We start from the raw sequence: 25,303 nt of genomic DNA, 5'->3' as shown, positions 1-25,303 counted from the left end.
GCTTGATCGCGTCTCGATACGTGGGCAGTGGGTCATGGCGGAGTGATGCTTCCGATAGCCTCGATCGGGTGAGTCGATTCGCCCACCCCGCCGGGGACCGGCACGCCGAGATGCTGCCCCACGAGCGCCCACCGCAGGCGCCCGCCGACCTCAACCGGATCAACCCCGCGATCTGGCCGCGAACGTCGACCCGGGCCGATGGCGCGCTCACCGTCGGCGGTGTGGACGTGCGCGACCTGGCCCGCGAGCACGGCACGCCGCTCTACGTCCTCGACGAGGACGACGTACGCTCCCGGATGCGCGACTACGCGACCGCGTTCGCCGGCTCCGAGGTCCATTACGCCGGCAAGGCGTTCCTGTGCAAGGAACTGGTCCGCTGGCTGCGGGAGGAGGACCTCGGGCTCGACGTCGCCAGCGGCGGCGAGCTGGCGGTGGCGCTCAGCGTCGGGTTCCCGCCCGAGCGCATCACCCTCCATGGCAACAACAAGTCCGCCGGCGAGCTGACCAGGGCACTGGAGGCCGGGATCGGGCACATCGTGCTCGACTCGTTCGACGAGATCGCCAGGCTCGGCTACCTCGCCGAGCGCCACGGCACCCGCCCCAAGGTGATGATCAGGGTGACGACCGGGGTCGAGGCGCACACGCACGAGTTCATCGCGACGGCGCACGACGACCAGAAGTTCGGCCTGTCGCTCAACACGGGGGCCGCGGCCGAGGCCGTACGCCGCGTCCTGGCCCTGCCGCAGCTGGAGCTCGTCGGGCTGCACTCGCACATCGGCTCCCAGATCGTGGACACGGCCGGGTTCGAGGTGGCGGCGCGGCGGCTGGCCACGCTGCTCGTGCAGATCAAGGAAGAGCACGGCGTGGTGCTGCCCGAGCTGGACCTGGGCGGCGGCTACGGCATCGCGTACGTCGAGGGCGACGAGGCCCCCGACATCAAGGAGCTGGCCGACGGCCTCAGGGAGATCGTCACCAAGGTGTGCGTGGACGCGGGCCTGCCCGTGCCGCGCCTGACCGTGGAGCCCGGCCGCACCGTCGTCGGCCCCGGCGGCATCACCCTCTACGAGGTCGGCACGGTCAAGGACGTCGAGGGGCTGCGCACGTACGTCAGCATCGACGGGGGCATGAGCGACAACGTCCGCACGGCTCTCTACGGCGCCGAGTACACCGCAGTGCTGGCCAGCCGCGAGAGCGACGCCGAGCCGATGCTCAGCCGCCTGGTCGGCAAGCACTGCGAGAGCGGCGACATCATCGTGCGCGACTGCCACCTGCCCGCCGACCTCGTGCCGGGCGACCTGATCGCCGTGGCCGCGACCGGCGCCTACTGCCGCTCGCTGGCCAGCAACTACAACTACCTGCCCAAGCCCGCCGTGGTGGCGGTCTCTGGCGGCGCCGCGCGCGTGATCGTGCGGGGCGAGACCGAGGACGATCTGTTGAGGGGGCAGCTGTGAAACCGCTGAGAGTGGCTCTTCTGGGCTGCGGCGTCGTCGGCTCGCAGGTCATCAGGCTCCTGCACGAGCAGGCCGGCGACCTGGCCGCGCGCGTCGGTGCGCCGCTGGAGCTGGCCGGGGTCGCCGTGCGGCGGCTCGGCCGCAAGCGCGACGTCGAGGTGGACCCGTCGCTGCTCACCACCGACGGCGAGGCGCTGGTCACCCGCGACGACGTGGACATCGTGATCGAGGTCATCGGCGGCATCGAGCCGGCCCGCTCGCTGATCGTCTCCGCCCTGTCCAAGGGCAAGTCGGTGGTCACCGCCAACAAGGCGCTGCTCGCCGAGGACGGTGCGACCCTGCACGAGGCGGCCCGCGCCGGCAACGGCGACCTCTACTTCGAGGCGAGCGTGGCCGGGGCCATCCCGCTGCTGCGCCCGCTGCGTGAGTCACTGGCCGGCGACCACGTCAAGCGGGTGCTCGGCATCGTCAACGGCACCACCAACTACATCCTCGACAAGATGGACTCCTCGGGCGCGTCCTTCACCGACGCCCTGGAGGAGGCCCAGACGCTGGGCTACGCCGAAGCCGACCCCACGGCCGACGTCGAGGGCTTCGACGCCGCCGCCAAGGCCGCCATCCTGGCCGGCCTGGCCTTCCACAGCCGCGTCACGGCCGCCGAGGTGCACAGGGAGGGCATCACCGAGATCACCGCCACCGACGTGGCCTCGGCCAAGGCCATGGGCTACGTCATCAAGCTGCTGGCCATCTGCGCCCGCTCCGACGACGGCCGCTCGTTCGGGGTGCGGGTGCACCCGGCGATGATCCCGCGGTCGCATCCGCTGGCGGGGGTGCGGGAGGCGTACAACGCGGTGTTCGTGGAGGCGGAGTCGGCGGGGCAGCTGATGTTCTACGGCAAGGGCGCGGGCGGGGCGCCGACCGCCTCGGCGGTGCTCGGCGACCTGGTCGCCGTCGCGCGCAACCGCCTGGCCGGCACGCGCGGGCCCGAGGAGTCGACGTACGCGGAGCTGACGGCGCACCCCATGGGCGCGACGGTCACGCGCTGCCACGTGGCGCTGGACGTGGCCGACAAGCCGGGCGTGCTGGCGCGGGTGGCCGAGCTGTTCTCCAAGCACGACGTGTCGATCCAGACCGTACGCCAGGAGGGCCACGGTGACGACGCCCAGCTCGTCATCGTCACCCACCGCGCCACGGACGCCGCCCTGACGGCGACCATGGACGGCCTGCGCGACCTGGACATCGTCCGCGCGGTCGCCGGTGTCATGCGCGTGGAGGGCGACGACTAGCGTCCTGGCCGACGCGGTCACCCGCAGGGGTCAGTCCGTGGGGAAGGCGAGGTCGCGGACCTTGCGGACGGCTCGTTTGAGTGCCGTGCGGTCCCGGGAGCGGGTCAGCCGGACCGCCTCGCGGCGCCACGCCTCCGCCTTCTCGCGCCAGCGGGCCGCGTCCCTGCCGTTCTTGCCCGCCTCCCGGCGCAGCTGCGCGATCTCCGCCCGGAGCGCGGCCGTGCGCCTGCGGTAGTGGGTGATCTCCTTGTCGCGTTCGGCGACGAGCAGTTCGAGCTCGGACTTCGGCTTCTTGCGCGGTGGGTAGACGGCCGGGCGGCGCGTGAAGCCCCAGGTCTCCCCGTCCACCCATTCCAGGCCGAACAGGGCGTCGATCAGGTCGTCCCGGTCCTCGCCCGGGGTGGCCACCAGCGCGGCTCTGGACAGGGCCGCCGTACGGTCCAGGCGGGCCGCGGTCACGCCCTGGGCGGTCTCCTCCAGGGCGACGCGGAGGCTGCCGGTGTCGTGCTCCTCCATGTAGGCCACGAGGCGCTCCACCGTGCCCGCCGACGGGACCCAGCCCGGCGGGACGAAGAGGCGGAACGGGGGCGTGCCGGTGGCCGGGGCGGTCAGGTGCACGCGGGGGTCGTTGGCGAAGCCGGCGTGGATGAGGCGCAGGTCGAGGTCCGGGTCGGCGAGCGGGGAACGTCGGCCGTCGGTCAGCGTGTCCCAGGGGCCTGTGATCGTGACCCTGATGTCCGGGATCGAGCTCGCCAGCAGGGCGTCGACGGTCGCGCGGGTGTCCTCGTACGAGCCCGCCGGCACCACCGCGTCCACATACGGCACCAGCCACTGGCGGCCCGCCTCCGTGCGCAGGTAGCGACGGTACGGTACGCGGTCCGCCACGTACGGGTCGTTGTAGCGCTTCAGCGCGGCGTACTCGCGCATCGCCGTCGGCAGGCCGAGGTGCCAGGCCCGGGACCGCGGATCGGGGACGAAGACCGCCCCCGCCTGCGTGAGCCGGTACCCCAGCTCCGTGTCCTCCGCCAGCACCAGCGACGTGTCCATGCCGCCGATCGAGCGCAGCAGCGCCGCGGGGTACGACACCGTCGCCCCCACGTGGATGCGGGTGGCCAGGGAGCTGGGAGCCGTACGGAGCCCGTCGTGGTCGTGGATGATCTGCTCGGCCCAGTCGTGGCGGTGCGGCGAGAGCGGGAACAGCGACTCCTCCGTGCCCGCCTCCAGAGCCGCCACGACCTGCGCCTGCGCCGGAGGCTCGCCGGCGGCCGGGGTGAAGTCGATCCAGCCCAGCGCCACCACGTACGGGGCCAGGTGGTGCCACCGGAGCTGGGCCTCGACGTGGTGCCTGTGGGGGACCATGTCGGCGTCCAGCACGAAGACGACCTCGCCCGTCGCGGCGTCCAGGCCCGCCTGCACGGCCCACGCCCGGCCCCAGCCGCCCGGCGGGCTGGAGATCAGCTTCGTCCTGGACGGGACGATCTCCGGCAGGCGGAGCGGGGTGGCGCTGCCGTCGTCCACGACGATGACGTCGACGAGGTGCTCCGGGTAGCTCTGGGCCGACAGGGCCGCGAGCGTCAGGTCCAGGGTCTCCTGCCGGTCGTGGGCGGGGATGACGACCGTGACGGTCAGCGTGGGCTCCCATTCGCCCAGCTCGGGCGGGGTGAGAACGCCGAAGTCGTTACGGCGGACGCGGGGGATCACGGGCGGTTTCATGGGCGGCGTCACAGGTGGGGGCTTCCGTCCAGGGCCATGAGGGCGTTCGGGTGGAAGCCGCGCCACTGCCGCCGGTTGCGCTGCAGGAACGTCCCGATGGGCTCCTGCCAGGTGTGGTTCGCGGCCGGGCCCCTGCGCAGAATGTAGCCGAGCCCGTGAGTACGGTAGATCTGCCCGCCCGCAGCCTGCATGGCCTCCTGGAACTGGGTGTCCACCGAACGCCGCAACGGCCGGAACCCGCCGACCGCCTGGAACGCGGACCGCTCCACCAGGATCGTGCCGCCGGCCACGAAACTCGTGATCTGCTCGGTGATCTGCCTGCGGTGCACGGTGACGTCGATGGAGGACAGGTAGACGAACTCCGGCACCGTGCCGACGACCTGCGCTCCCGAGTACGAGTGCGCCAGCAGCAGGTCGGAGACGAAGTCGGGGCCGTACCAGTCGTCGTCGTCCATCTTCAGCAGGAACGAGCCCGAGGCCCTGGCGGCGGCGGTGTTCAGCACCTCGCCGAAGACGGCCTGGCGGTCCGCCTCGATCACGGTCAGCGGCCACTCGAACGCCGCGATCGCCGCCGCCACGTCCGGATGACCGGCCGGCACGCCGTGCAGCGCGAGGATCACCTCAAGTTGGACGTCCCGCTGGCGGGCGATCTGGCCGAGGGCGAAGGCCACCATGTCGGTGCGGCGGGTGGCGAGGAGCACGGAGGTGAGCGGGGGAGCGGGGGCCGGCGCGCCGAGCTGCTCCCATCGGGCCGCCACGCCGTGGGTACGGAGTGCGGCCCGGCGCAGCCGGATGCTGTACTCCTCCCGACTGAGATCATCCTCGAGATCATCCGATACATCCGGACGCAGCTCGATAAGTCGGATTATTTCCTCTCCGAGGGCGCCGGCCCATCGCGGCACCGCGTCCGCCACCAGCGGCACCCCGGCGGTGGCCAGCCCGGCCAGCACCCGTACGGCGGCCAGCGGACCGCTGTGCGCGTGCCGCCAGTCCACCTCGACGCCCCGGATCTGGCGCAACCTGGCCACGTCCGCGTCGGTGACCCCGCCGGACTCCGCGAACGACGTCACGACCTTCCCGTCCAGCACCACCGACCAGCGGCCGTCCCGCTCGGCCAGCGACGCCATGCCGTTGGCCGGGGTCGTCACGAAACCTTGGGGATTGACCAGGCGCTCGTCCACCGGCGGGATCATCGTGGGCTCCCCCAGCACGTCGGGATCCGCCAGCGGGGATCCCGACATGCCGGGCCGTCCCAGCCGCTCCCAGCTCACCGCCGTCAACGTCGGCCGCTCGATCGGCGTGGGCGGGGTGGGGGAGCCGTTCGCGATGGGCAGGGGCGCGTCGTCCTGGCGGTCCGCGGTGGTGGCGTCGAGTGTGCGCAGCACCATGTCGCTTCCCGGCGCACCGACCCGCTCGGGCACCGGTCCCGTCACCTTGGCGGGCGTGGCGTTCGGGTCGCCGGGCCGCCAGTCCGCCGCTCCCACCCCCGCGATCGCCGCCGCGGGAGCCGTGATCACGTCGAGGCGATGCCCGGCGAACGCCCGCGCCGTGGCGGCGACCGTACGGCCGGCGGGCGTGGCACCGGAGAAGCGGGCCTCCACCACCCACACCCGGTTCTTCGGCTGGTACACCCGCAGATCGGTCAGCGACCGCCACCGGTGCGCGGGCGTCGGCATGGGCACGGGGGCCGGGTGGGTGGCGGGCGTGTCGAGCACGGCCACCACGACCCGCTCGGCCTGCGGCAACAGCTTGTGCAGCGTCGCGATCCTGCGCAGGTCGGCCGGCGTCCTGGCCAGGACGAGCACCTCGCCCACCTGCTCGGGCTCGGCGACCGGCTCCAGGAGATCCCGGTCGAGATCGACGACCGGCGAGGACGCGCCCGCGTACAGCGGCTCGACGTCGTCGATTCCGGCGAAGAACACGCGGGCTTCGCCCAGCTCCGCCAGCAACCGGGCGATCATCCGGCGCTCCGCAGGTGCCTGATCAATGAGCTCAACGGTCCACGGGAGTCATCGGCGCCGGCGGCCTCCGGGACGGCGGAGAGGCGTTCGACCTCGGCGGTGAGCCGTTCCACCTCCGCGCGCAGCCGCTTGACCTCTCCCAGCCGCCGTCCCGCCAGCGCCCGCCACTTGGCGGGGTCGCCGGACAGCGGCTCGGCCTCGTCCGCGACCGTAAAGCCGTACTCGCTCCCGCTGGCCCACTCCGACCCGAACATCTCGTCCACCAGGTCGTCGGCCCCGCCCTGGAACCGGGCGGCGCGGGCGAAGGCGCAGGTGCGTTCCAGCCGGGCGGCCACGACCCCGTCTCCGGTCTCGGTCAGCGCCGCGCACACCAGGCCGAGGCCGTCCTGGTCGGCGTGCCGTACGAGCTCGGTCAGCGTGTCGGCGCCCAGCACCCACCCGGTGGGGACGTGCAGCTGGAAGGGGGAGGGCGCGGCGGAGGCGGGTACGCCCTCCGCGAACGCGACCCGGGGCTCATGCGCGTAGAGGTTGTGGAGCAGCCGCAGGTCGAGGAGGGGGTCGTCGAGGTTCGAGCGGCGTTCGCCGGTCAGCTTCCCCCAGGGCCCGACCAGTGTGACGGCGGCGTCGGTGAGGGTGCCGGCCAGCGCGGAGTCCACGGTGGCGCGCGTCTCCTCGTACGTGGCCGCCGCCACCACCACCCGCACGTACGGCACCAGCCAGTGACGGCGCGGATGGCCGCGCAGCCAGCGCAGGTCCGGGATCAGGTCACCCAGGTACGACCAGTTGTGCCGGTGCACCTCCTTCTCCCGCAGCATCACGGTGGAGGGCCCGACGTGCCACGCCCTGGCCTCGGCGTCCGGGACGAACACCGCCCCGCTCTGGGCCAGCCGGTAGCCGAGCTCGGTGTCCTCGGCCATGTTCAGCGAGACGTCCACGCCGCCCGCCGCCCGCAGCAACCAGGCGCGTACGGACGTGGACGCGCCCGTGTGCAGCAGGTACGCGCTGAACCCCGAGTCCTTGAGCCGCCGGCTCGACTCCAGCGTCTTCGTGACGTACTCGGACTGGACGCCCTCCTCGCCCGGCGCGTCCACGAACCGCGTGTCACTCAGCACGACCGCGTAGTCGATCAGGTGGTGCCAGCGCATGTGCGCCTCGAGATGGTCCTCGGCAGGCAGCATGTCCGCGTCCAGCCAGTGGATCACGTCGCCGGTGGCCGCGAGCTGCCCGGTCTGCCGCGCCGCGCCGCGTCCCCACCCTTCGGCCACCCGTACGACCCGGGCGCCGGGAACCTCGATCGGCGGCTCGCTTCCGTCGTCCGCGACCACCACCTCGACCAGCTCCGCCGGGTACGTCTGCCGCGCCAGCGCCCCCACCGTGCGCTCCAGCACGTCCGCGCAGTCGTAGGCCGGGATGACCACGGAGACGGTCAGCGACGGCGTCCACGCCCCGATCGCGGGCGGTCGCAGCACGCCGTAGTCGTTGTGCCTCACCCGCGTCATACGGAGTCCCTGGCCAGCGCGCGGACGGCCGCGCGCAGCTCCTCCACCTCTCGCGCCCGCGCCATGGCGTTCACCCGGTCCTCGCCGAGCGAGGCCAGGATCGCGCCCAGGTCGTCGGCGCGTCGCACGGCCGACTCCTCGACGGCCCGCACCAGCAGGTCCAACCGGGTCTCGATGTGCTTGATCGCGGTGGTGGTCTTGGCCAGCTCGGCCTCGTGCTTCTTGATCCGCAGGTCGATCCTGTGCGCCTTGCCGTCGATGCGGCGCGCGAGCAGCGTGAGGAAGGCCAGAGCGCCCAGCACGACGAGGAACGCCGCCGTGGCGGCCGCCGCGCCGAACGTGATCAGGCCGGAGACGACGAGAACCGCGAGTGCGACCGCGAGAGCTGCGAGGAGTGCGGCGGTCGCCGCCAGTCGGCGGGGCGAGAGCATCCGCGCGTACCTTTCATAGGTCACGCCTTGACGGACATCCGAGGCGTTGGGGGACATGAGGGGTGCTTCGGGATGGCTTCGGGATATTGACACCTTAATAAACTTTGGCAACTACCGTGCCATAAGTTCCTGGAGGAAATCTGGCAGCACCTCCGGCTCGACCAGCCCGCCCTGCCGAAACCGCCGCCCGCGTCTGCCATTCGGTAAATGGGGCGTAAGGTAGGCGCCGACTGAGTCCCAAGCGGTGGAGGAGCACCCGCCCATGTCCGTCACCCCTTGCGGCTTTCTGCGTACGCCGGAGAAGGGGCTGGCCCGCCTCCACTGGGCCGACACCGGCTGGGCGGTGGACGGCCGCCCGCCCGACGTCGCCGCGCTGCGCCCGCTGCGGGGGCTGGAGATCGAGTGGCCCGCCGCCGAGGTGCCCGTTGACGGCCTGCTGCGGCTGGCGGCCGCCGGCGTTCCGCTGACGGCCGAGCGCGCGGAGCCCTGGGTGCCGGCCGGCCTCGCCGCGCTGGTCACCGACCGCGCCTGGCTCGACCACGCCCCCGACGGCACCGCACGCTCCCTGGCCGACCTGCGGCGGGAGGAGCACAGCGTACGCCTGCGCCGCCTGGCGCACCCCGCCCTCACGCCCAAGGTCAGCATCGTCATGTCGACCAAGCGGCCCGGGTTCGTCGGCGCCGCGCTGGCCCAGATGGAGCGGCAACTGGGCGTCGAGGCCGAGGTGCTGCTGGGGCTGCACGGAGTCGCGTTCGAGGAGGTACGCGCGGCGGTCGAGGGGTGTTCGCTGTCGGTGACGTGGGTGGAGGCGGCGGAGTCGACGCCGTTCGGCGAGGTGCTCAACCAGGCGGCGGCCCTGGCCGGCGGCGACTACGTGGCGAAGTGGGACGACGACGACTGGTACGGTCCCCGCCACCTGTCCGACCTGGTCATGGCCCTGTCCTACGCCGGGGCAGACGTGGTGGGCACGACCGCCGAGTTCTTCTACCTGGAGCCGCTGAAGGCGACGATCAGGCGCACGACGTTCGCGAGCGGGGCGGGCTATCCGAGCGAGGTGTGGGCGGATCACGTGGCCGGTGGCACGATCTTGGTATCTCGATCGAATTTTCAGGAAATAGGCGGATTTCCCGGGCTTTCTCGGGCTGTTGATCTTGAATTTCTGAAAGCGGCGCAGAAAGCCGGAGCTCGTACCTATCGGACCCACGGGCTCGGTTACGTCCTGCGCCGGGGTCTCAGCGACCAGCACACCTGGCAACTGCCACTGGCCCACTTCGTCAAGGTGGCCGCCAACCAGTGGCGCGGCTTCCGCCCGAGCCTGCTGATGGACGCCGCATGACCGCACCCGCCGGCGTGACACCTCCCGAGGGAGCCCGCCGGAACGACGCCGAGTCCGCCTGCCGGGACGACGCCGGGCCCGCACGCCGGGACGACGTTGAGACCGCCCGCCAGGACGGCGCCGGGCCCGCCCGTCGGGACGACGCCGAGCCGGCGCGCGTGCGCGGAAACGACTACCGCGTGCTCGACCCGCGAGAGAGCCTCACACCGACGCTGACGGTCAGCGTGGTCATCCCGGCCTTCGGCGGCCAGGACAAGCTGGACCTGGTGCTGGCCGGGCTGGCCAGGCAGACGTACCCGGCCGCGCTGACCGAGGTCATCGTCGTCGACAACGGCAGCACACCGCCGCTGCGCCTGCCCGCCACCCGCCCCGCGGGCACCCGCCTGGTCGTCTGCGCGCGGCCAGGCCGGCCGAGCGCCCGCAACGCCGGCCTGGCTGAGGCGACGGGCGACGTGATCCACTGGCTCGACTCGGACGTGATCCTCACCCCGGGCGCGATCGAGGCCCACATGCGCTGGCACCACGCGGCCCCGTACCTCGTGGTGACCGGCTACATCAGGTTCACCGGTGCCGAGGTGCCCGCCGAGTTGCCCGCCGACCTCGAAAAGCACTTCGAGCCCGCCGAGCCGCACGCCTGGATCGTCGACCTGGTCGAACGCACCGACGGGCTCACCGGCAACCCGCAGCGCCCGTTCAGCCTGCACGTCGGCGGCGCGACCTCGGTCAACGCCCGGCTGGTCGCGGCGGCGGGCCCGATGGACGAGGAGCTGATCCTCGGCCAGGACACCGAGATGGGCTACCGGCTGGCGCAGGCGGGCGCGGTGTTCGTGCCCGAGCCCGCGGCCCGCGCCTACCACCTCGGGCCCACGATGCGGATGCGCGACAAGCAGCCGATCGACCGGGTGAGCCACGCGTTCGTGGCGGACCGCATCCCGGCCTACCGCTGGTTGCGCGGCCATCCAGGGCGGCAGTGGAAGGTCCCGTACGTCGTCGTGGTGGTGGACGGCACTGCCGGTTACGACGTCGTACGCCCGGCCGTGGACGCGCTGCTCGCCGGCACCGTGCCCGACATCTCGGTGCTCGTCACCGGGCCATGGGACACCCTCGACCGCGATCGCCGCGCCCCGCTGCGTGACCCTGACCTCGATCTGGTGCTGGTCCACGGCCATTACCTGCACGAGGGCCGAGTCCACCTGTCCGTCGCGGAAACGGTCGATCCCGCCGTGCCGTTCGTGCTCCGCCTGCCGCCGGGCTGGATCCCCGGCGAGGACACGCTGGCCCGGCTGCTCGAACTGGCCCGCGACGAGGGCCTCGGCCTGGTGAACGTGCTGCTCGGCGAGTCCCCAGAGGGCGTGGTCGCGGCCCGGCTCGAACGCGTGTCAGCCTTCGCCAGGGCCCGCCTGGTCGTGGCGCCCGGCGAAGATTCGGACGACGCGGTGGACACGGTGTCCGGCGTCTCCTGGGTCGAGGGCGAGACCTACGGCTTCACCGCCGAGCCCGCGCCGCTGGTCGGCCGGCGCGCGGCGTACCGCGCGCGGACGGAGGCGCAGGCGGAGGCGGCGCTGCTGGCCAAGGAGGCCGAGCGGCTGCGCGCCCAGGTGGCCAAGTGGAAGGACGAGGCGGGACGCTGGCGCAGGTCGGCCGTGGAGCTCCGCCGCGACGTCGGCACCTTACGCCGCCAACTCGCAGCCGCCAACCGCGCCCAGCGGAGCCTGCGCGGCCTGGTGACGACCACGATGAAACGCGCCCTGCGCAAGCGCCAGCCGGGCTGACCGGCCCCGCGCCCAGCGGAGCCTGCGCGGCCTGGTGACGACCACGATGAAACGACGCGCCCTGCGCAAGCGCCAGCCGGGTTGACCAACCCGAGCTCGGCTGACCGGCCCGCGACCGGCTCGTCGAGCGAGGCGCCGCGCGCACATCATCGGCCTGGCCCGCCGGAGACGAATATCTCGGGATCCCTGCGGGGCTCCCGCCGGGGTGGGTCAGTTGGGGCGCAGGGCGGACTTCAGGCGCCGTAGCAGGGTGTTCTCGGGCGGGTCCGCGGCCGCCGGTGCGGGGATGGTGACCGGTTCCGGCTGCTTGGGGGCGGGCCAGAAGCGGTCAGGGGGCTCGTGGCGTACCCCGTGTGTGGTGTCGATGACGTCGTCCAGATCGGCCCCCGCGTCGGTGAGGAGCGCGGCGCGGGCGAGGGCGGAGGTGCGTTCGAGCCGGGCCGTCCGGCCGTCGGGAAGGTCCACGACGAGTACGCCGGCCAGGTCCTTCTGCACCGACTCGATCATGCGCTCCAGCGTCGCCCGGTGCAGCGGCACGTCCACCGGCCCCCGGTAGCGGAACGGCGTCGGCGCGGGCGTCGGCGCGGCCTCGTCGATCAGCCGCACGCGCTCGTCGTGCGCGTACAGGTCACGCATCAGCCGCAGCTCGAAGCACGGGTCGGAGAGCGCCCAGCGGCCCGAGTCGGCCAGGCGCGACCAAGGCCCGACCAGCGTCACCACGACGTCCTGCAGCTTGCCGTCCAGCGCCGCCGCGACCGCCTGCCGCACCACCGACTCGGACGTGTCCGTCACGTCGAGCACGATCTCCACGTACGGCACCAGCCACCGCCGCCCCCGGTCCTTACGCAGGTCCCTGCGCAACGGGATCCGATGCGCCAGGTACGGCTCCACCGCCCGCACCGCCCGCTCCCTGTCGCGATGCTGCGCGGGCAGGCCGAGGTGCACCGCCTGGGCCGCCATGTCGGGCACGAACACCACGCCGTGCATCGCCAGCCGGTAGGAGAACTCGGTGTCCTCACCGCGTACCACGGTCGGGTCGAGACCGCCCACGGCGTGGAAGACCTCCCTGGGCAGGGCGAAGGTCGGCCCCGTGCACACGTGGTACGGATTGCGGCTCCTGCGCAGCCCGTCGGTCTTCTCGATCGTCGCCTCGGTGGAACTCGCCACCGCCCCCGCCAGGTCGAACACCTCCCCCAGCTCCTTCGCGGCGAAGACCTGCCGTGGAGTGATCGGCGGCGCGTCGACGAACTTCTTCATCCCGATCGTGACCAGGTAGTCCGTCACGTGGTGCCAGCGGGCCAGGGCCTCGATGTGCTCGCGGCAGGCCACCATGTCGGCGTCGAGCCGCTGGATGATCTCGCCGTCGGCGGCCTTGGCGCCGGTGTTGACGGCGTTGGCGATGCCCCAGCCGTCGCGGACCCGTACGACACGGGTGTTGACCGGCCGGATCTCGGGTAGCCGCAGTGGCGGGTCGCTGCCGTCGTCGACGACCAGGACCTCCATCAAGTGGTCCGGGTACGTCTGCGCCGCCAGCGCGGCCAGCGTCAGGTCGAGCCTGTCCTGCCCGCCGTGCGCGGGTATCACCACGCTTAAGGAAAGGGCGGGTGACCAGGCGCCGAGCTGCGGCGCTTCGATCGGTGAATAGTCGTTCTGCCTCAAAGCAGGACGCGCGTCCATGGTGGTGACCCCCTGCCGAGACCTTATCGGGAGATGCTGAGAATTTCCTGAATAGTGCCCCTGTCCAACGGCTGCGTCCTACCCATGTCCTATCCATGTCCGACCCGTGGACGCGGCTCCGCGGCAGGCCGGCGCACCCCGTACACTCTGTGCCCAACACCGCAGGTAGGGAGTCATCATGAGCAGGTCGTGGCGTGGCCTCATCGAGGAATACCGCGAACGTCTTCCGGTCACCACGAAGACGCCTGTCATCACGCTGCTCGAGGGCGGCACGCCGCTGGTGCCCGCGCATCGCGTCTCCGCCCTGACGGGGTGTGACGTCTACCTGAAGGTCGAGGGGGCCAACCCGACCGGCAGCTTCAAGGACCGCGGCATGACCATGGCCATCAGCAAGGCGGTCGAGGAAGGCGCCAAGGCGGTCATCTGCGCCTCCACAGGCAACACCTCGGCCTCGGCGGCGGCCTACGCCGTTCGCGCCGGGCTGACCTGTGCCGTGCTGGTGCCGCGCGGGAAGATCGCCATGGGCAAGCTGGCCCAGGCGCTCGTTCACGGGGCCACGCTGCTGCAGGTCGAGGGGTCGTTCGACGACTGCCTGGAGATGACGCGCAAGCTGTCGTCCAGCTACCCGATCGCGCTGGTCAACTCGGTCAACCCGTTCAGGCTGCAGGGCCAGAAGACGGCCGCGTTCGAGATCGTGGACACGCTGGGTGACGCACCCGACATCCACTGCATCCCGGTGGGCAACGCGGGCAACATCTCGGCCTACTGGATGGGCTACCAGGAATACTTCGCGGGCGGCGTGGCGTCGAGGCTGCCCAGGATGTTCGGGTTCCAGGCGAGCGGGGCGGCGCCGATCGTCGAGGGGGCGCCGGTCGCCCATCCGCACACGATCGCCACCGCGATCCGGATCGGCAACCCGGCCTCGTGGGGCCTCGCCACCGCGGCGCGCGACGAGTCGGGCGGGGCCATCCAGGCGGTGACGGACCGGCAGATCGCGGCGGCGTACAAGCTGCTGGCGCAGGAAGAGGGCGTGTTCGTGGAGCTGGCCTCGGCGGCCAGCGTCGCGGGCCTCCTGCAGGCGCACGCGCAGGGCATGATCGAGCGGGGGCGGCGCATCGTCTGCACGGTCACCGGCAACGGGCTGAAGGACCCAGACTGGGCTATTTCGGGAGCCCCTGCGCCGGTCGTCATCCCCATCGACGTCCACGCCGCCGCCGGCGCGCTCGGCCTCGCCTGACGGCACCTGCCCGGCTAGGACACCGGCCGGGGAAACTGGGGGAATACGGGGAGTGATGAGGCAAACGTGAGGACCGTTGACATCCGTGTGCCGGCGACGTCCGCGAACCTGGGGCCGGGTTTCGACTCGCTCGGGCTGGCACTGACCTTGTACGACGAGATCGAGGCCACGCTCACCGGCGAGTCCGGCGTACACGTCGCCGTGACGGGCCAGGGGGCGGGGGAGCTCGATCTCGGAGAGGGTCACCTGGTCGTCCGTGCGATGCGGCGGGCGTTCGGCCGCATGGGGGTCCCTCAGCCCGAGGGGATCCGCCTGACCTGCCGCAACGGCATTCCGCACGCCCGCGGTCTCGGCTCGTCCGCGGCGGCCGTCTGCGCGGGTATCCTGGCCGCCCGCGCCCTGTCGGACGCCGAGTTCTCTGACGACGAGGTGTTCGCGCTGGCCACCGAGATGGAAGGCCATCCAGACAACGTCGCTCCCTGCCTGGCGGGCGGGCTGACGGTGGCGTGGTCAGACCACACCGGGTCGCCGCGTAGGCTGAAACTGACTCCGGACGAGCGGGTCCGTCCAGTCGCCGTCATTCCATCGACGCGCCTGAGCACGGAGACCGCGCGGGGGCTCTTGCCGAAGGACGTGCCCCACAAGGACGCCTCCTTCAACGCCGGCAGGGCCGCGTTGCTGATCGCCGCGTTGACCCAGCGTCCGGACCGAGAGCTGCTGCTTGCCGCCACCGAGGATCGACTCCACCAGCACTACCGCGCGCCTGCGATGCGCGAGAGCGCGGATCTGGTAGAACGTCTCCGTGCCGTGGGCGTGCCCGCGGTCGTTTCGGGAGCGGGTCCCACGGTTCTTGCGTTTTCGACCTCGGATACGCAGGATTTGATCGCGCCAGAAGTGGGTACTGACTGGCACATCCAGCAAATGGACGTCGACCCGTTTGGTGCGAACGTTCAGTTCCCCGAGACACGCTGATGCCTCTTTAGACCTTCAGGGAATAGCCGTGCGCGCTGGTGATGTTAGGCTGATAGCCGCACCAGATGCCCCCTTGGTGGGTGCGTGCTTGTCAGTCATACATCGCTGCAGCATGCTTCACGTCGAGAGACGTGAGCGGCGGCGCGGCTGTCTCCCCGGAATCCGTTGCCTCCGGTTGGCCCACACCCGGTTGGCCCGGCGCGAGGTGGCGACGACGGGGACCTGCGCGTTCGAATCAACTCGACATCTGGTTGGCGACAGCAATCTGGGGGGTGTCAGCCACGCGCCACGGTCCTGTGGCGGCCTGGACGAGCCCCTCCCCAAGAGTGGCGGCAGTCTCCAGCGACAGTCGAAGATCGCAAAGTGCACCCCGACCCGGTCTGTCCCGCCGGATCGCAAGCACCTCCGGGACGCCCGGCAGAACAAAACCGGCGCCCGACCCCTGGGAAGGACCTTTTAGTTGAGCGACACCACCGAACTCCTCTCCGACGCATCAGGCGCTGAGCCGGCGTCCGGCGACACCCCCACCCGCGCTCCGGCCAAGCCGCGTGCGCGTCGCTCCGGCACCGGCCTGTCCGCCAAGGTGCTGCCCGAGCTGCAGAAGATGGCAGCCGAGCTGGGCATCAGCGGGACCGGGCGCATGCGTAAGAGCCAGCTCATCGCGGCCATCCAGGAGAAGCAGGGTGGCGGTTCCGGAGAAGGCGCGACGGCTCCCGCGGCTGAGGCACCCGCCTCCGCTCCCGCGGAGACGGCGCCCGCCGCCGAGCGGCCCACACGCACACGCAGGGAACGTTCCCGCGCCAAGACCGCCGAGGAGCCCGCACAGCAGCCGGCCCAGCCGGCCCAGCCGGCACAGCAGCCGACACAGCCGGCCCAGCAGCCGACACAGCAGCCGGTGCAGCAGCCCGTCGCCGAGCCGATCGCGGCCGCTGCGGCCGCGCCCGTCGCCGCGGCGACGGAGCCGGTCGTGGAGCAGCAGAGTCAGTCCGTGGAGGCCGGTCAGGCCGAGTCGCGGGCCGAGCGCGGCGAGAGCCGTCGTGAGCGCCGCAGCCGCGGCGAGCGCCGTGAGCGCGGCGACCGCGGCGACCGGGGCGATCGGGGTGACCGCGGCGACCGGGGTGATCGGGGCGGCGACCGCGGTGAGGGCGGCCGTGCCGAGAGCAGCCGTGACGGCGGACGCGACGGCGGCCGCAGTGACCAGCGCAGTGACCAGCGCAGTGACCAGCGCAGTGACCAGCGCAGTGACCAGCGCGAGCGCGCCGCGGACTCGGCAAACCGAGGTGACCGAGGTGACCGTGGCGACCAGCGCGGCGGTGACGACGACGAGCGCGGTGGCCGTGGCCGCAGGGGCCGCTTCAGGGAGCGCAACCGCGGCCGTGGCCGTGACCGCTACGAGAGCGGCGAGCCGGTCATCGGCGAGGACGACGTGCTCATCCCGATCGCCGGCATCCTCGACATCCTCGACAACTACGCGTTCGTCAGGACCAGCGGCTACCTGCCGGGCAGCAACGACGTCTACGTCTCGCTCGCCCAGATCCGCCGCAACGGCCTGCGCAAGGGCGACGTCATCACCGGCGCCGTCAAGCAGCCCCGCGACGGCGAGCGGCGGGAGAAGTTCAACGCCCTGGTCCGCCTCGACACCGTCAACGGCATGGACCCGGAGCAGGCCCGCAACCGGCCTGACTTCAACAAGCTGACGCCGCTCTACCCGCAGGAGCGCCTGCGGCTCGAGACCGAGCACAACATCCTCACCACGCGGATCATCGACCTCGTCTCGCCGATCGGCAAGGGCCAGCGCGGCCTCATCGTCTCGCCGCCCAAGGCCGGTAAGACGATGGTGCTGCAGGCCATCGCCAACGCGATCACCCGCAACAACCCCGAGTGCCACCTCATGGTCGTGCTCGTGGACGAGCGGCCTGAAGAGGTCACCGACATGCAGCGGTCGGTCAAGGGCGAGGTCATCCACTCGACCTTCGACCGTCCCGCCGAAGACCACACCACGGTCGCCGAGCTCGCCATCGAGCGGGCCAAGCGCCTGGTGGAGCTGGGCCACGACGTGGTCGTCCTGCTCGACTCGATCACCCGCCTCGGCCGCGCCTACAACCTGGCGGCCCCGGCTTCCGGTCGCATCCTGTCGGGTGGTGTCGACTCCACGGCGCTCTACCCGCCCAAGCGCTTCTTCGGCGCCGCCCGCAACATCGAGAACGGCGGCTCGCTGACGATCCTCGCCACGGCCCTGGTCGAGACCGGGTCGAAGATGGACGAGGTCATCTTCGAGGAGTTCAAGGGCACCGGCAACATGGAGCTCAAGCTCAACCGCTCCCTGGCCGACAAGCGGATCTTCCCCGCGGTGGACGTCGACGCGTCCGGCACCCGTAAGGAAGAGATCCTCATGGCGAGGGACGAGCTCCAGATCGTCTGGAAGCTGCGGCGCGTGCTGCACGCCCTGGACATGCAGCAGGCTCTCGAGCTGCTCCTGGAGAAGATGAAGGAGACCAAGTCCAACGCGGAGTTCCTCCTGCAGGTCCAGAAGACCACGGTGAGCAACGAGCGCGACTAGCGGCTCCACCAGAGGCGGCCGAGGTTCCCACCCGGCCGCCTCTGCGCGTCCGCGCGGACTCTTTCGTGCGGATCTGTCGTACGGACCCTTCGCGGACTCTGTCGTGCGGACTTTTGTGGTGGGCTTCTCGTCGGTAGGGACACTTTCCGTGCCGTGCGGAACCGCCCGGGGCGGGGGGCTAGCCCTACCTCGGCGAGGGAGCCTGCCGCATTCACTCCCGGCCTTCGGGCGGGCACGCTGGAGGTCATGCGATCGGTGGCGTTGAAGGACCGCGTACCGCTGGGGCCCACGGGGCCGCTCGGAATCCTGGTGGATCCGATGACCTGGCGTGCGGTGCCGTACTTGCTGGTGAGCGTGGTCTTCGGGCTCGGCTGGTTCCTGGTGTTGTCGGTCGCGGTGCCCACCGCGCTCACCCTGGCGATCGTCTGGGTGGGTGTGCCGCTCGCGATGGCGACCATTCTGGCGTGGCGCGGCGGGGCGATGCTGGAGCGGCGGCTGTTGTGGGCCGCGTTCGGGATCAAGATCGCGGATCCGTACCGGGCGCGGCCCGAGCATGGGCTCGGCGCGCACATCCGGTGGCTGCTGGTGGATCCGGCCACCTGGAAGGATCTCGGCTACCTGCTGATGCTGCTCCCGCTGGGGCTGGTCGAGGCGGCCGTGTCGGTCGTGCTGCTGACGGCGACGGGGATGCTGCTGTCCGCGCCCGTGCTGTACGTCGTCTTCGAGGCGACGAACGGCCGCGGCGAAGTGATCATCGACAACCTGCCAGGAGCCCTCGTCGCCGGGGTCTTCGGTGCCCTGATGCTCGTGCTGACCGCGTACGTCGTGCGGGGGATGGCCTGGTTGCACGCGACGCTCGCCGTGGTGCTGCTCGGGGGCAGCGAGGAGGAGCGGTTGCGGGCCAGCAGGGCCAGGGGGATCGACGCGGCCGAGGCCGAGCGGCGCAGGATCGAGCGGGACCTGCACGACGGCGCCCAGCAGCGGCTGTTGTCCGTGGCGGTCGACCTGGGACGGGCGCAGGCGAAGTTCGACAGCGAGCCTGAGACGGCCAGGACGCTCATCACTCAGGCCCACGCGGGCACCAAGGCCGCCATCGCCGAGCTGCGCAACCTGGCCAGGGGCATCCACCCGGCCATCCTGAGCGACCGCGGCCTCGACGCGGCACTGTCCGGACTGGCCGCGCGGGCGCCGATCCGCGTGGACGTGTCCGTCGACCTGCCCGAACGGCCGCCGGCGGCGGTGGAGAGCATCGCGTACTTCATCGTGGCCGAGACGCTGGCCAACATGGCCAAGCACGCGGCCGCGACCGAGGCGGCGGTGACGGTGATCAAGGACCACCGGGGCGTGGTCGTGGACGTGTGGGACAACGGCATCGGCGGCGCGGTCGTCTGTCCGGGTGGCGGCCTGGCGGGGCTGGCCGACCGGGCGGCCACCATCGACGGCGTACTCGTCCTGCACAGCCCCGTCGGCGGCCACACGCTCGTGCGCGCGGAGTTGCCGTGCGAGTGGTAGTCATGTGCACATGCGCGTGGTCATCGCCGAGGATTCCGTACTGCTGCGTGAGGGGCTCGCGCGGCTGCTGGCCGACGGCGGCATCGAGACCGTCGCGGCCGTCTCGGACGGCCGTGCCCTGGTGGAGGCCGTGCTCCAGCATGAGCCCGACCTGGCGATCGTCGACGTGCGCATGCCGCCCAGCCACACCGACGAGGGGCTGCGCGCGGCGCTCAAGGTCCGCGCGGTCCGCCCGGACTTCCCGATCCTGGTCCTTTCGCAGTACGTCGAGGAGCGCTACGCCGGCGACCTCATCGGCAAGGCCGTCGGCTACCTGCTGAAGGAGCGGGTGGCCGACGTGGCCGAGTTCCTGGAGGCGGTGCGGCAGGTGGCGGCCGGAGGCACGGTCATCGACCCCGAGGTGGTCGTGCAGTTACTCAGCCGCCAGCGCCGCGGCGCCCCGCTCGACTCGCTCTCGCCCCGCGAGCGCGAGGTCCTCGCGCTCATGGCCGAGGGCCGCTCCAACACCGCCATCGCCGCCAGGCTCGTCGTCACCGAGGGCGCGGTGGAAAAGCACATCTCCGGCATCTTCGCCAAACTGGCGCTCGGGCCCGCGCCCGAGGACCACCGGCGCGTGCTCGCCGTCCTGACCTACCTGGGCCGCTGATGAACACCTCGGGAATGCGCGATGGCCTGGGATGGTTACACGATCTGGCACACTGGTAGCTGACCATTTCGCGGTTCCGGTTCACGCCATGCGTGACGGCGACCCGGCGGCCGCGCCCCGAAAGGACAGCGATGAAGCGCGACATTCACCCTGACTACAACGTGACGCAGGTGTCCTGCTCCTGCGGTAACACGTTCACCACCCGTAGCACCGCGAAGAACGGCGTGATCCACGCCGACGTGTGCTCTGCCTGCCACCCGTTCTACACCGGCAAGCAGAAGATCCTCGACACGGGCGGCCGGGTGGCTCGCTTCGAGAAGCGCTTCGGCAAGAAGGCCACGGGCAAGTAGCTTCACCGACGCCGGCCCGGACGCACCCCGGTGCGCCGGGTCGGCGTTGTTGGTGACTAACGAGAGATCGGCGCATCGCGGCCGGGTTTCTCATCGGCTGGGCCCATCGAAGGAAAAGAAGGACGCACGGTGAACCTCGACGAGTTGCTCAAGGAGTATTCCGAGCTGGAGTCGCAGCTCGCCGACCCCTCCGTGCACGCCGACCAGAACAAGGCCCGCACCCTCGGCAGGCGCTACTCACAGCTCACGCCGATCATCGGCACCTACCGCGAGCTGCAGTCGGTCCGCGAGGACCTGACCGCCGCGAAGGAGCTGGCCGGCGAGGACGAGACGTTCGCCGCCGAGGCCGCCGAGCTCGAAGCCCGCATCCCCCGGCTGGAGGACAGGCTCCGGCACCTACTCATCCCGCGCGATCCCAACGATGACAAGGACATCATCATGGAGATCAAGGCGGGCGAGGGCGGTGAGGAGTCCGCGTTGTTCGCGGGCGACCTGCTGCGGATGTATCTGCGTTACGCGGAGCGGCTCGGCTGGAAGACCGAGGTCATCGACAGTCAGCCCTCCGACCTGGGCGGCTACAAGGACGTCACGGTCGGCATCAGGGCCAAGGGAGACGAGGGCGTCTGGTCCAGGCTCAAATACGAGGGCGGCGTGCACCGCGTGCAGCGGGTGCCGGTCACCGAGTCGCAGGGCCGCATCCACACCAGCGCCGCGGGCGTGCTCGTCTACCCGGAGGCCGAGGAGGTCGAGGTCCAGATCGACCCCAACGACCTGCGCATCGACGTCTACCGCTCCAGCGGTCCCGGCGGCCAGAGCGTCAACACCACCGACTCCGCGGTCCGCATCACCCACCTGCCCACCGGCGTGGTCGTCTCCTGCCAGAACGAGAAGAGCCAGCTCCAGAACAAGGAGTCGGCCATGCGCATCCTGCGCGCCAGGCTGCTGGCCGTGGCGCAGGAGGAGGCCGACGCCGCCGCCCAGGCCGAGCGCAAGTCGCAGGTCCGCACCGTCGACCGGTCCGAGCGCGTACGCACCTACAACTTCCCGGAAAATCGCATCTCCGACCACCGCGTCGGCTTCAAGGCGTATAACCTCGACCAGGTTCTCGACGGTGAGCTCAGCGCCGTCACCCAAGCCCTCATCGACGCCGAGATGGCGGAGAAGCTCGCACAACACTCATGACATTTCTGCTGGACGAGATAGCCCTCGCCACCGCCCGGCTGGCCGAGGCAGGTGTCCCCTCACCGCGCACCGACGCGGAGGAGATCGCGGCATTCGTCCACGGCGTGCGCAGGGGCGAGCTCCACACGGTCAGGGACGCCGACTTCGACGCCCTGTTCTGGGAGGGCGTGGCCAGGCGCGAGGCCCGCGAGCCGCTGCAGCACATCACCGGCCACGCCTACTTCCGCTACCTGGAGCTCTCGGTCGGGCCCGGCGTGTTCGTCCCGAGGCCGGAGACCGAGGTGATGGCCGGGTGGGCCATCGAGACGCTGCGCGAGATGGACGTCACCGCCCCGCTCGTGGTCGACCTCGGCACCGGCTCCGGCGCGATCGCGCTCTCCATCGCCCAGGAGGTGGCGCTGGCCGAGGTGCACGCCGTGGAGGTCGATCCGGCGGCGTACACCTGGGCCAAGCGCAACATCTCCGAGCACGGCCAGGGCCGCACCCACCTGCACCCCGAGGACCTCGCGGAGGCGCTGCCCGAGCTCAACGGCAAGGTCGACCTGGTCATCTCCAACCCGCCCTACATCCCGCCAGGCGCGATCCCGCGCGACCCCGAGGTGCGCCACTACGACCCCTCCAGGGCGCTGTACGGCTCCGGTGACGACGGGCTCGGTGAGGTGCGCGCGGTCGAGCGCACGGCCCGCCGCCTGCTGCGCCCAGGCGGCTGGGTGGCGGTCGAACACGCCGACGAGCAGGGCAGGGCGGTCTACCTGACGTTCCCCGAGGACAACGGCTGGCGCGACGTGCGCCTGCGGCAGGATCTCACCAGACGAGACCGCTTCGTCACCGCCAGGCTGGGCCAAGACTAGGATGCACGCGAGCGCCTCGACAGCGCGCGGCCTTCTGGTGACGACGAGAGGGCGCGGGCGACCGAATGAGGAAGGAGGGGGCCTCGACAGTGCCGCTCGATGGCTGAGCGGAGTGAGGCAACAAGACCGTGGGAAGAAGCTTTGACTGCTCCGACCTCGATCAGCGGACCGAGGGACTGACGGAGGCGGCCGCCGCCGTACGCCGGGGCGAGCTCGTGGTGCTGCCGACCGACACCGTCTACGGCATCGGCGCCGACGCGTTCACGCCGTCGGCCGTCACCGCGCTGCTCGACGCGAAGGGGCGGGGCCGTGAGATGCCGCCACCGGTGCTCGTGGGCACCGTCAGAGCCGCCACAGCGCTCATAGACGACCTCGGGCCGTACGGGCAGGACCTGATAGACGCCTTCTGGCCTGGGCCGCTCACGCTCGTCTGCAAGGCCAACAGGGCCCTTTCCTGGGACCTGGGGGACACCAAGGGCACGGTGGCCGTCCGCATGCCGCTCCACCCCGTCGCGCTCGACCTGCTCAAGGAGACCGGGCCGATGGCCGTCTCCAGCGCCAACCGCTCGGGCGCGGCTCCGGCCGTCACCGCCGCGGAGGCCGAGGAGCAGCTCGGCGAGTCGATCGCGGTCTACCTCGACGGCGGCAAGACCACCGACAACACGCCGTCCACCATCCTCGATCTGACCACGGCCGTGCCCAGGATGCTGCGGCGCGGAGCGATCCCGGTGGAGAAGCTGCGCGGCATCATCGGCTACGTCGCCACCGACGACTGACGTATACCGTCTGCTTATCCCGGCTGCGGCGGCGCTCCGGCCAAGATTACGGTGAGCCCGGAGCCTCGATACGTCCGGGAGTGGCCGATGGGCAAGTTCGACGGCATGGATCCCCAGCTGGTCCGTGACCTGTTGACCGAGGTGAAGCACGCGGCCACGCAGATGCGTGCGGTCGAGGACCGGGTCAGGCTCGCCATGAGCCAGGCCGGGCTGGCCACCCGGACCACCCACCGGCCCGTACAGGTCGCCGACGCCGTCGACGAGATGGTCAAGGACGTCGGCGATCGGCTGGGGGTGCTGGAGAAGCGGGTCGACCAGCCGCAGGGGAACGTGCCCGTGGCCGGAGGCGACGAGGTCAAGAGCGTGCGCGGGGTTCAGGTCAAGCACGACAACCCGCGCGTCGGCGACATGCCCGACGAGGCCGCCTCCCTCCCCGAGACAGGCGAACCACTCAAGCCCGACGACGAGCCGACCGGCAAACCCGACGCCGACGGGAAGACGGGTTCGGACGGCAAGACGGGCGATGCGCCTGCGACCGGCTCGGAGGGGAAGCCCGATGCGGTGGGGAAGCCCGACGCCGATGGGAAGCCGGACGCCGATGGCAAGCCCGATGTCGATGGGAAGACGGGCTCGGACGGGAAGACCGGCGATGCGCCTGCGACCGGCTCCGATGGGAAACCCGATGCGGTGGGGAAGCCGGACGCTGATGGCGATCCCGATGTCGATGGGAAGACGGACTCCGACGAGAGGACGGGCGATGCGCCCGTGGCGGACTCCGGCGACAAGAACTGCGACGACGCCGGGGACGCCGGTACTGGAGACGCCGGGACGGGCGGCACTGGGACCGGCGGCACCGGAACAGGGGACACAGGCACTGGGACCGGTGGTACTGGAGTTGGGGACACAGGCACTGGGACCGGCGGCACCGGAACAGGGGACACAGGGACCGGGATCGGCGGTGGCGGGACCGGGTCGGAGACCGGGGGTGATGGAGGGATCGGGGATCAGGGCGTTGATTGCCCCAACGGCGATGACGTGGACAGCGGGCGCGACCAGGGAGCCGAGGCCGATGGTGGTGCGACGGACACGCCGGTCAGAAATGAGCCCCGCGAGGTCGACGCGACCAAACCGCAGATCGTGGAGGTCGATGGGGTCAAGGTCCTGCAGGTGCCTGTGGACCCGCCCACGGCTGAGCAACTGGAGAACCTGCTCAAGGACACTGACAACGTACGACCTGCAGAAATGCCGAAGATGCCCGGCGACACCACCGCCGCCACGAACGTCGGAGCGTGGGCCCGCGACGGCGGCGACGTGGTCTCCGCCGGCACCACACCGCCCAGCCTGGACGCGCTGAGTACGGTCATCGAGAACCATCGCGACATCCAGCCCCAGGACCTGCCGAGTGTGGACGTCCCGGCGGGCGAATACGGCAGGGGCGACTGGGCCGAACGCGACATCCGCCCGGACGGCGACACCGGCTCCATCGACCCCGGCCGCCCCAGCTCAGGGGCAGGAACCGCGACCGCTCTCCCGCCCACCTCGGACGCCACCTCGACACCCCTCCCTCCGACCTCGGAAGCCACCTCAGGCACCCAAACCACACCCCCGGCCGCCGGCGCCGCACCAACCGACGACGGAACCCCCGCGCGCCCCGACGGCACCTGTACGCCCGACAAGGACAACACGCCCGGCGGCACCAACACATCACCGGACGGAACCGGCGGGACTCCGGGCGGCTCGGATGCCATGCCAGGCGGTGGTGGCGGGGCTGGGAGTGGCTCGGATGCGATGCCAGGGGACGGCGGCAGGGGCCCGGGTGGTTCCGACGCGCTGCCGGGCGGGACTGGTGTGGCGCCGGGTGGTTCGGAGGCGGTGCCAGGGGGTTCTGGGGCGGTGCCTGGGGATGCCGGCGCGGCGGGTAGTGAGAGGGACGCGGGAGGCGCGGCCTCGTCCGGTGCTGGTGGTGGGGTGAGGACTCCCCCCACGGCGCCTGCGGAGGGGAGCGGCACAAGTGCGGGAGGCGTCGCGCCAGGCTACGGGGCCACGGTTCAGGACGCCTCGGCGGTTCGTGGCGGGGCCACGGTTCAGGAG

Annotated in this window: 18 protein-coding genes and 1 pseudogene; 14 read left to right on the top strand and 5 right to left on the bottom strand. The window is 71.5% G+C overall.

The features are described 5' to 3' along the window. Positions 1 to 68 precede the first annotated feature (68 nt). Both lysA and ITP53_RS30110 read left to right on the top strand, forming a co-directional pair. Complete coding sequence (gene lysA / locus ITP53_RS30115) at positions 69 to 1,451, top strand: diaminopimelate decarboxylase (protein WP_195898835.1); 1,383 nt, start codon at positions 69 to 71, stop codon at positions 1,449 to 1,451. Further along, entirely contained in the window at positions 1,448 to 2,737 is a 1,290-nt protein-coding gene (locus tag ITP53_RS30110; RefSeq protein ID WP_328816226.1) for a homoserine dehydrogenase, read from the top strand. Before lysA ends, ITP53_RS30110 begins: the two co-directional genes overlap by 4 nt. Positions 2,738 to 2,767: 30 nt before the next feature. Here ITP53_RS30110 and ITP53_RS30105 read toward each other — a convergent pair whose 3' ends face one another. Genes ITP53_RS30105 through ITP53_RS30090 form a run of 4 tightly spaced genes read right to left on the bottom strand, consistent with a single transcriptional unit; the run spans position 2,768 to position 8,341 of the window. Then, a complete protein-coding gene (locus ITP53_RS30105) occupies positions 2,768 to 4,438 on the bottom strand; it encodes a glycosyltransferase (RefSeq protein ID WP_195898834.1) in 1,671 nt (556 codons plus the stop codon). Between the two features lie 20 nt (positions 4,439 to 4,458). Then, positions 4,459 to 6,411: a glycosyltransferase gene (locus ITP53_RS30100; protein WP_195898833.1), complete on the bottom strand. Its 1,953-nt coding sequence runs from the start codon at positions 6,409 to 6,411 to the stop codon at positions 4,459 to 4,461. After that, entirely contained in the window at positions 6,408 to 7,910 is a 1,503-nt protein-coding gene (locus ITP53_RS59480) for a glycosyltransferase (protein WP_195898832.1), read from the bottom strand. The genes ITP53_RS30100 and ITP53_RS59480 overlap by 4 nt, the downstream gene beginning before the upstream one ends. Further along, entirely contained in the window at positions 7,907 to 8,341 is a 435-nt protein-coding gene (locus ITP53_RS30090) for a hypothetical protein (RefSeq protein WP_195898831.1), read from the bottom strand. Before ITP53_RS30090 ends, ITP53_RS59480 begins: the two co-directional genes overlap by 4 nt. A gap of 262 nt (positions 8,342 to 8,603) precedes the next feature. On the opposite strand from ITP53_RS30090, the gene ITP53_RS30085 reads away from it, so the two are divergent. Together ITP53_RS30085 and ITP53_RS30080 are read left to right on the top strand one after the other, a co-directional pair. After that, positions 8,604 to 9,677 carry a glycosyltransferase family 2 protein gene (locus ITP53_RS30085; RefSeq protein WP_195898830.1) on the top strand — a complete coding sequence of 358 codons (1,074 nt, stop codon included), beginning with the start codon at positions 8,604 to 8,606 and terminating at the stop codon, positions 9,675 to 9,677. Beyond that, entirely contained in the window at positions 9,674 to 11,449 is a 1,776-nt protein-coding gene (locus tag ITP53_RS30080) for a glycosyltransferase family 2 protein (RefSeq protein WP_207756599.1), read from the top strand. The genes ITP53_RS30085 and ITP53_RS30080 overlap by 4 nt, the downstream gene beginning before the upstream one ends. Before the next feature lie 210 nt (positions 11,450 to 11,659). Here ITP53_RS30080 and ITP53_RS30075 read toward each other — a convergent pair whose 3' ends face one another. Beyond that, positions 11,660 to 13,126 carry a glycosyltransferase gene (locus ITP53_RS30075; RefSeq protein WP_195898829.1) on the bottom strand — a complete coding sequence of 489 codons (1,467 nt, stop codon included), beginning with the start codon at positions 13,124 to 13,126 and terminating at the stop codon, positions 11,660 to 11,662. Between the two features lie 178 nt (positions 13,127 to 13,304). Between ITP53_RS30075 and thrC the strand changes: the two genes are divergently transcribed. The 10 genes and pseudogenes from thrC to ITP53_RS30025 all read left to right on the top strand — a co-directional run. Continuing rightward, positions 13,305 to 14,363 carry a threonine synthase gene (gene thrC, locus ITP53_RS30070; protein WP_195898828.1) on the top strand — a complete coding sequence of 353 codons (1,059 nt, stop codon included), beginning with the start codon at positions 13,305 to 13,307 and terminating at the stop codon, positions 14,361 to 14,363. 66 nt (positions 14,364 to 14,429) lie between these two features. After that, positions 14,430 to 15,335, top strand: coding sequence for a homoserine kinase (gene thrB, locus ITP53_RS30065; protein ID WP_195898827.1), 906 nt, complete (start codon positions 14,430 to 14,432; stop codon positions 15,333 to 15,335). 460 nt (positions 15,336 to 15,795) lie between these two features. After that, a complete protein-coding gene (rho, locus tag ITP53_RS30060; protein ID WP_195898826.1) occupies positions 15,796 to 17,895 on the top strand; it encodes a transcription termination factor Rho in 2,100 nt (699 codons plus the stop codon). A 246-nt stretch (positions 17,896 to 18,141) separates the two neighbouring features. Next, a complete protein-coding gene (locus tag ITP53_RS30055; protein WP_207756598.1) occupies positions 18,142 to 19,407 on the top strand; it encodes a sensor histidine kinase in 1,266 nt (421 codons plus the stop codon). 10 nt (positions 19,408 to 19,417) lie between these two features. Next, a complete protein-coding gene (locus ITP53_RS30050; protein ID WP_195898825.1) occupies positions 19,418 to 20,053 on the top strand; it encodes a response regulator in 636 nt (211 codons plus the stop codon). A 131-nt stretch (positions 20,054 to 20,184) separates the two neighbouring features. Then, entirely contained in the window at positions 20,185 to 20,403 is a 219-nt protein-coding gene (rpmE, locus tag ITP53_RS30045) for a 50S ribosomal protein L31 (protein WP_106248153.1), read from the top strand. Positions 20,404 to 20,532: 129 nt separating this feature from the next. Next, a complete protein-coding gene (prfA, locus tag ITP53_RS30040) occupies positions 20,533 to 21,585 on the top strand; it encodes a peptide chain release factor 1 (RefSeq protein WP_195898824.1) in 1,053 nt (350 codons plus the stop codon). After that, positions 21,582 to 22,436, top strand: a complete 855-nt coding sequence (gene prmC / locus ITP53_RS30035) for a peptide chain release factor N(5)-glutamine methyltransferase (protein WP_195898823.1) — start codon at positions 21,582 to 21,584, stop codon at positions 22,434 to 22,436. The genes prfA and prmC overlap by 4 nt, the downstream gene beginning before the upstream one ends. A gap of 128 nt (positions 22,437 to 22,564) precedes the next feature. Then, complete coding sequence (locus ITP53_RS30030) at positions 22,565 to 23,212, top strand: L-threonylcarbamoyladenylate synthase (RefSeq protein ID WP_195898822.1); 648 nt, start codon at positions 22,565 to 22,567, stop codon at positions 23,210 to 23,212. 87 nt (positions 23,213 to 23,299) lie between these two features. Then, a pseudogene (locus ITP53_RS30025) lies at positions 23,300 to 25,303 on the top strand (hypothetical protein); the annotation flags it as partial.

Origin of the sequence: Nonomuraea cypriaca, from assembly GCF_015645445.1 — a bacterium.
Lineage (GTDB): Bacteria > Actinomycetota > Actinomycetes > Streptosporangiales > Streptosporangiaceae > Nonomuraea > Nonomuraea cypriaca.
Note: the sequence above shows the minus strand (reverse complement) of the source record. Positions and strands in the feature narration are given on the sequence as shown.

Bases quoted from the DNA above. Each gene is read 5' to 3' on its own strand.
- ITP53_RS30100 (WP_195898833.1), bottom strand. From the start codon at position 6,411: ATGATCGCCCGGTTGCTGGCGGAGCTGGGCGAAGCCCGCGTGTTCTTC.
- ITP53_RS59480 (WP_195898832.1), bottom strand. From the start codon at position 7,910: ATGACGCGGGTGAGGCACAACGACTACGGCGTGCTGCGACCGCCCGCG.
- ITP53_RS30090 (WP_195898831.1), bottom strand. From the start codon at position 8,341: ATGCTCTCGCCCCGCCGACTGGCGGCGACCGCCGCACTCCTCGCAGCT.
- ITP53_RS30085 (WP_195898830.1), top strand. From the start codon at position 8,604: ATGTCCGTCACCCCTTGCGGCTTTCTGCGTACGCCGGAGAAGGGGCTG.
- ITP53_RS30080 (WP_207756599.1), top strand. From the start codon at position 9,674: ATGACCGCACCCGCCGGCGTGACACCTCCCGAGGGAGCCCGCCGGAAC.
- ITP53_RS30075 (WP_195898829.1), bottom strand. From the start codon at position 13,126: ATGGACGCGCGTCCTGCTTTGAGGCAGAACGACTATTCACCGATCGAA.
- thrC (WP_195898828.1), top strand. From the start codon at position 13,305: ATGAGCAGGTCGTGGCGTGGCCTCATCGAGGAATACCGCGAACGTCTT.
- ITP53_RS30055 (WP_207756598.1), top strand. From the start codon at position 18,142: ATGCGATCGGTGGCGTTGAAGGACCGCGTACCGCTGGGGCCCACGGGG.
- ITP53_RS30050 (WP_195898825.1), top strand. From the start codon at position 19,418: ATGCGCGTGGTCATCGCCGAGGATTCCGTACTGCTGCGTGAGGGGCTC.
- rpmE (WP_106248153.1), top strand. From the start codon at position 20,185: ATGAAGCGCGACATTCACCCTGACTACAACGTGACGCAGGTGTCCTGC.
- prmC (WP_195898823.1), top strand. From the start codon at position 21,582: ATGACATTTCTGCTGGACGAGATAGCCCTCGCCACCGCCCGGCTGGCC.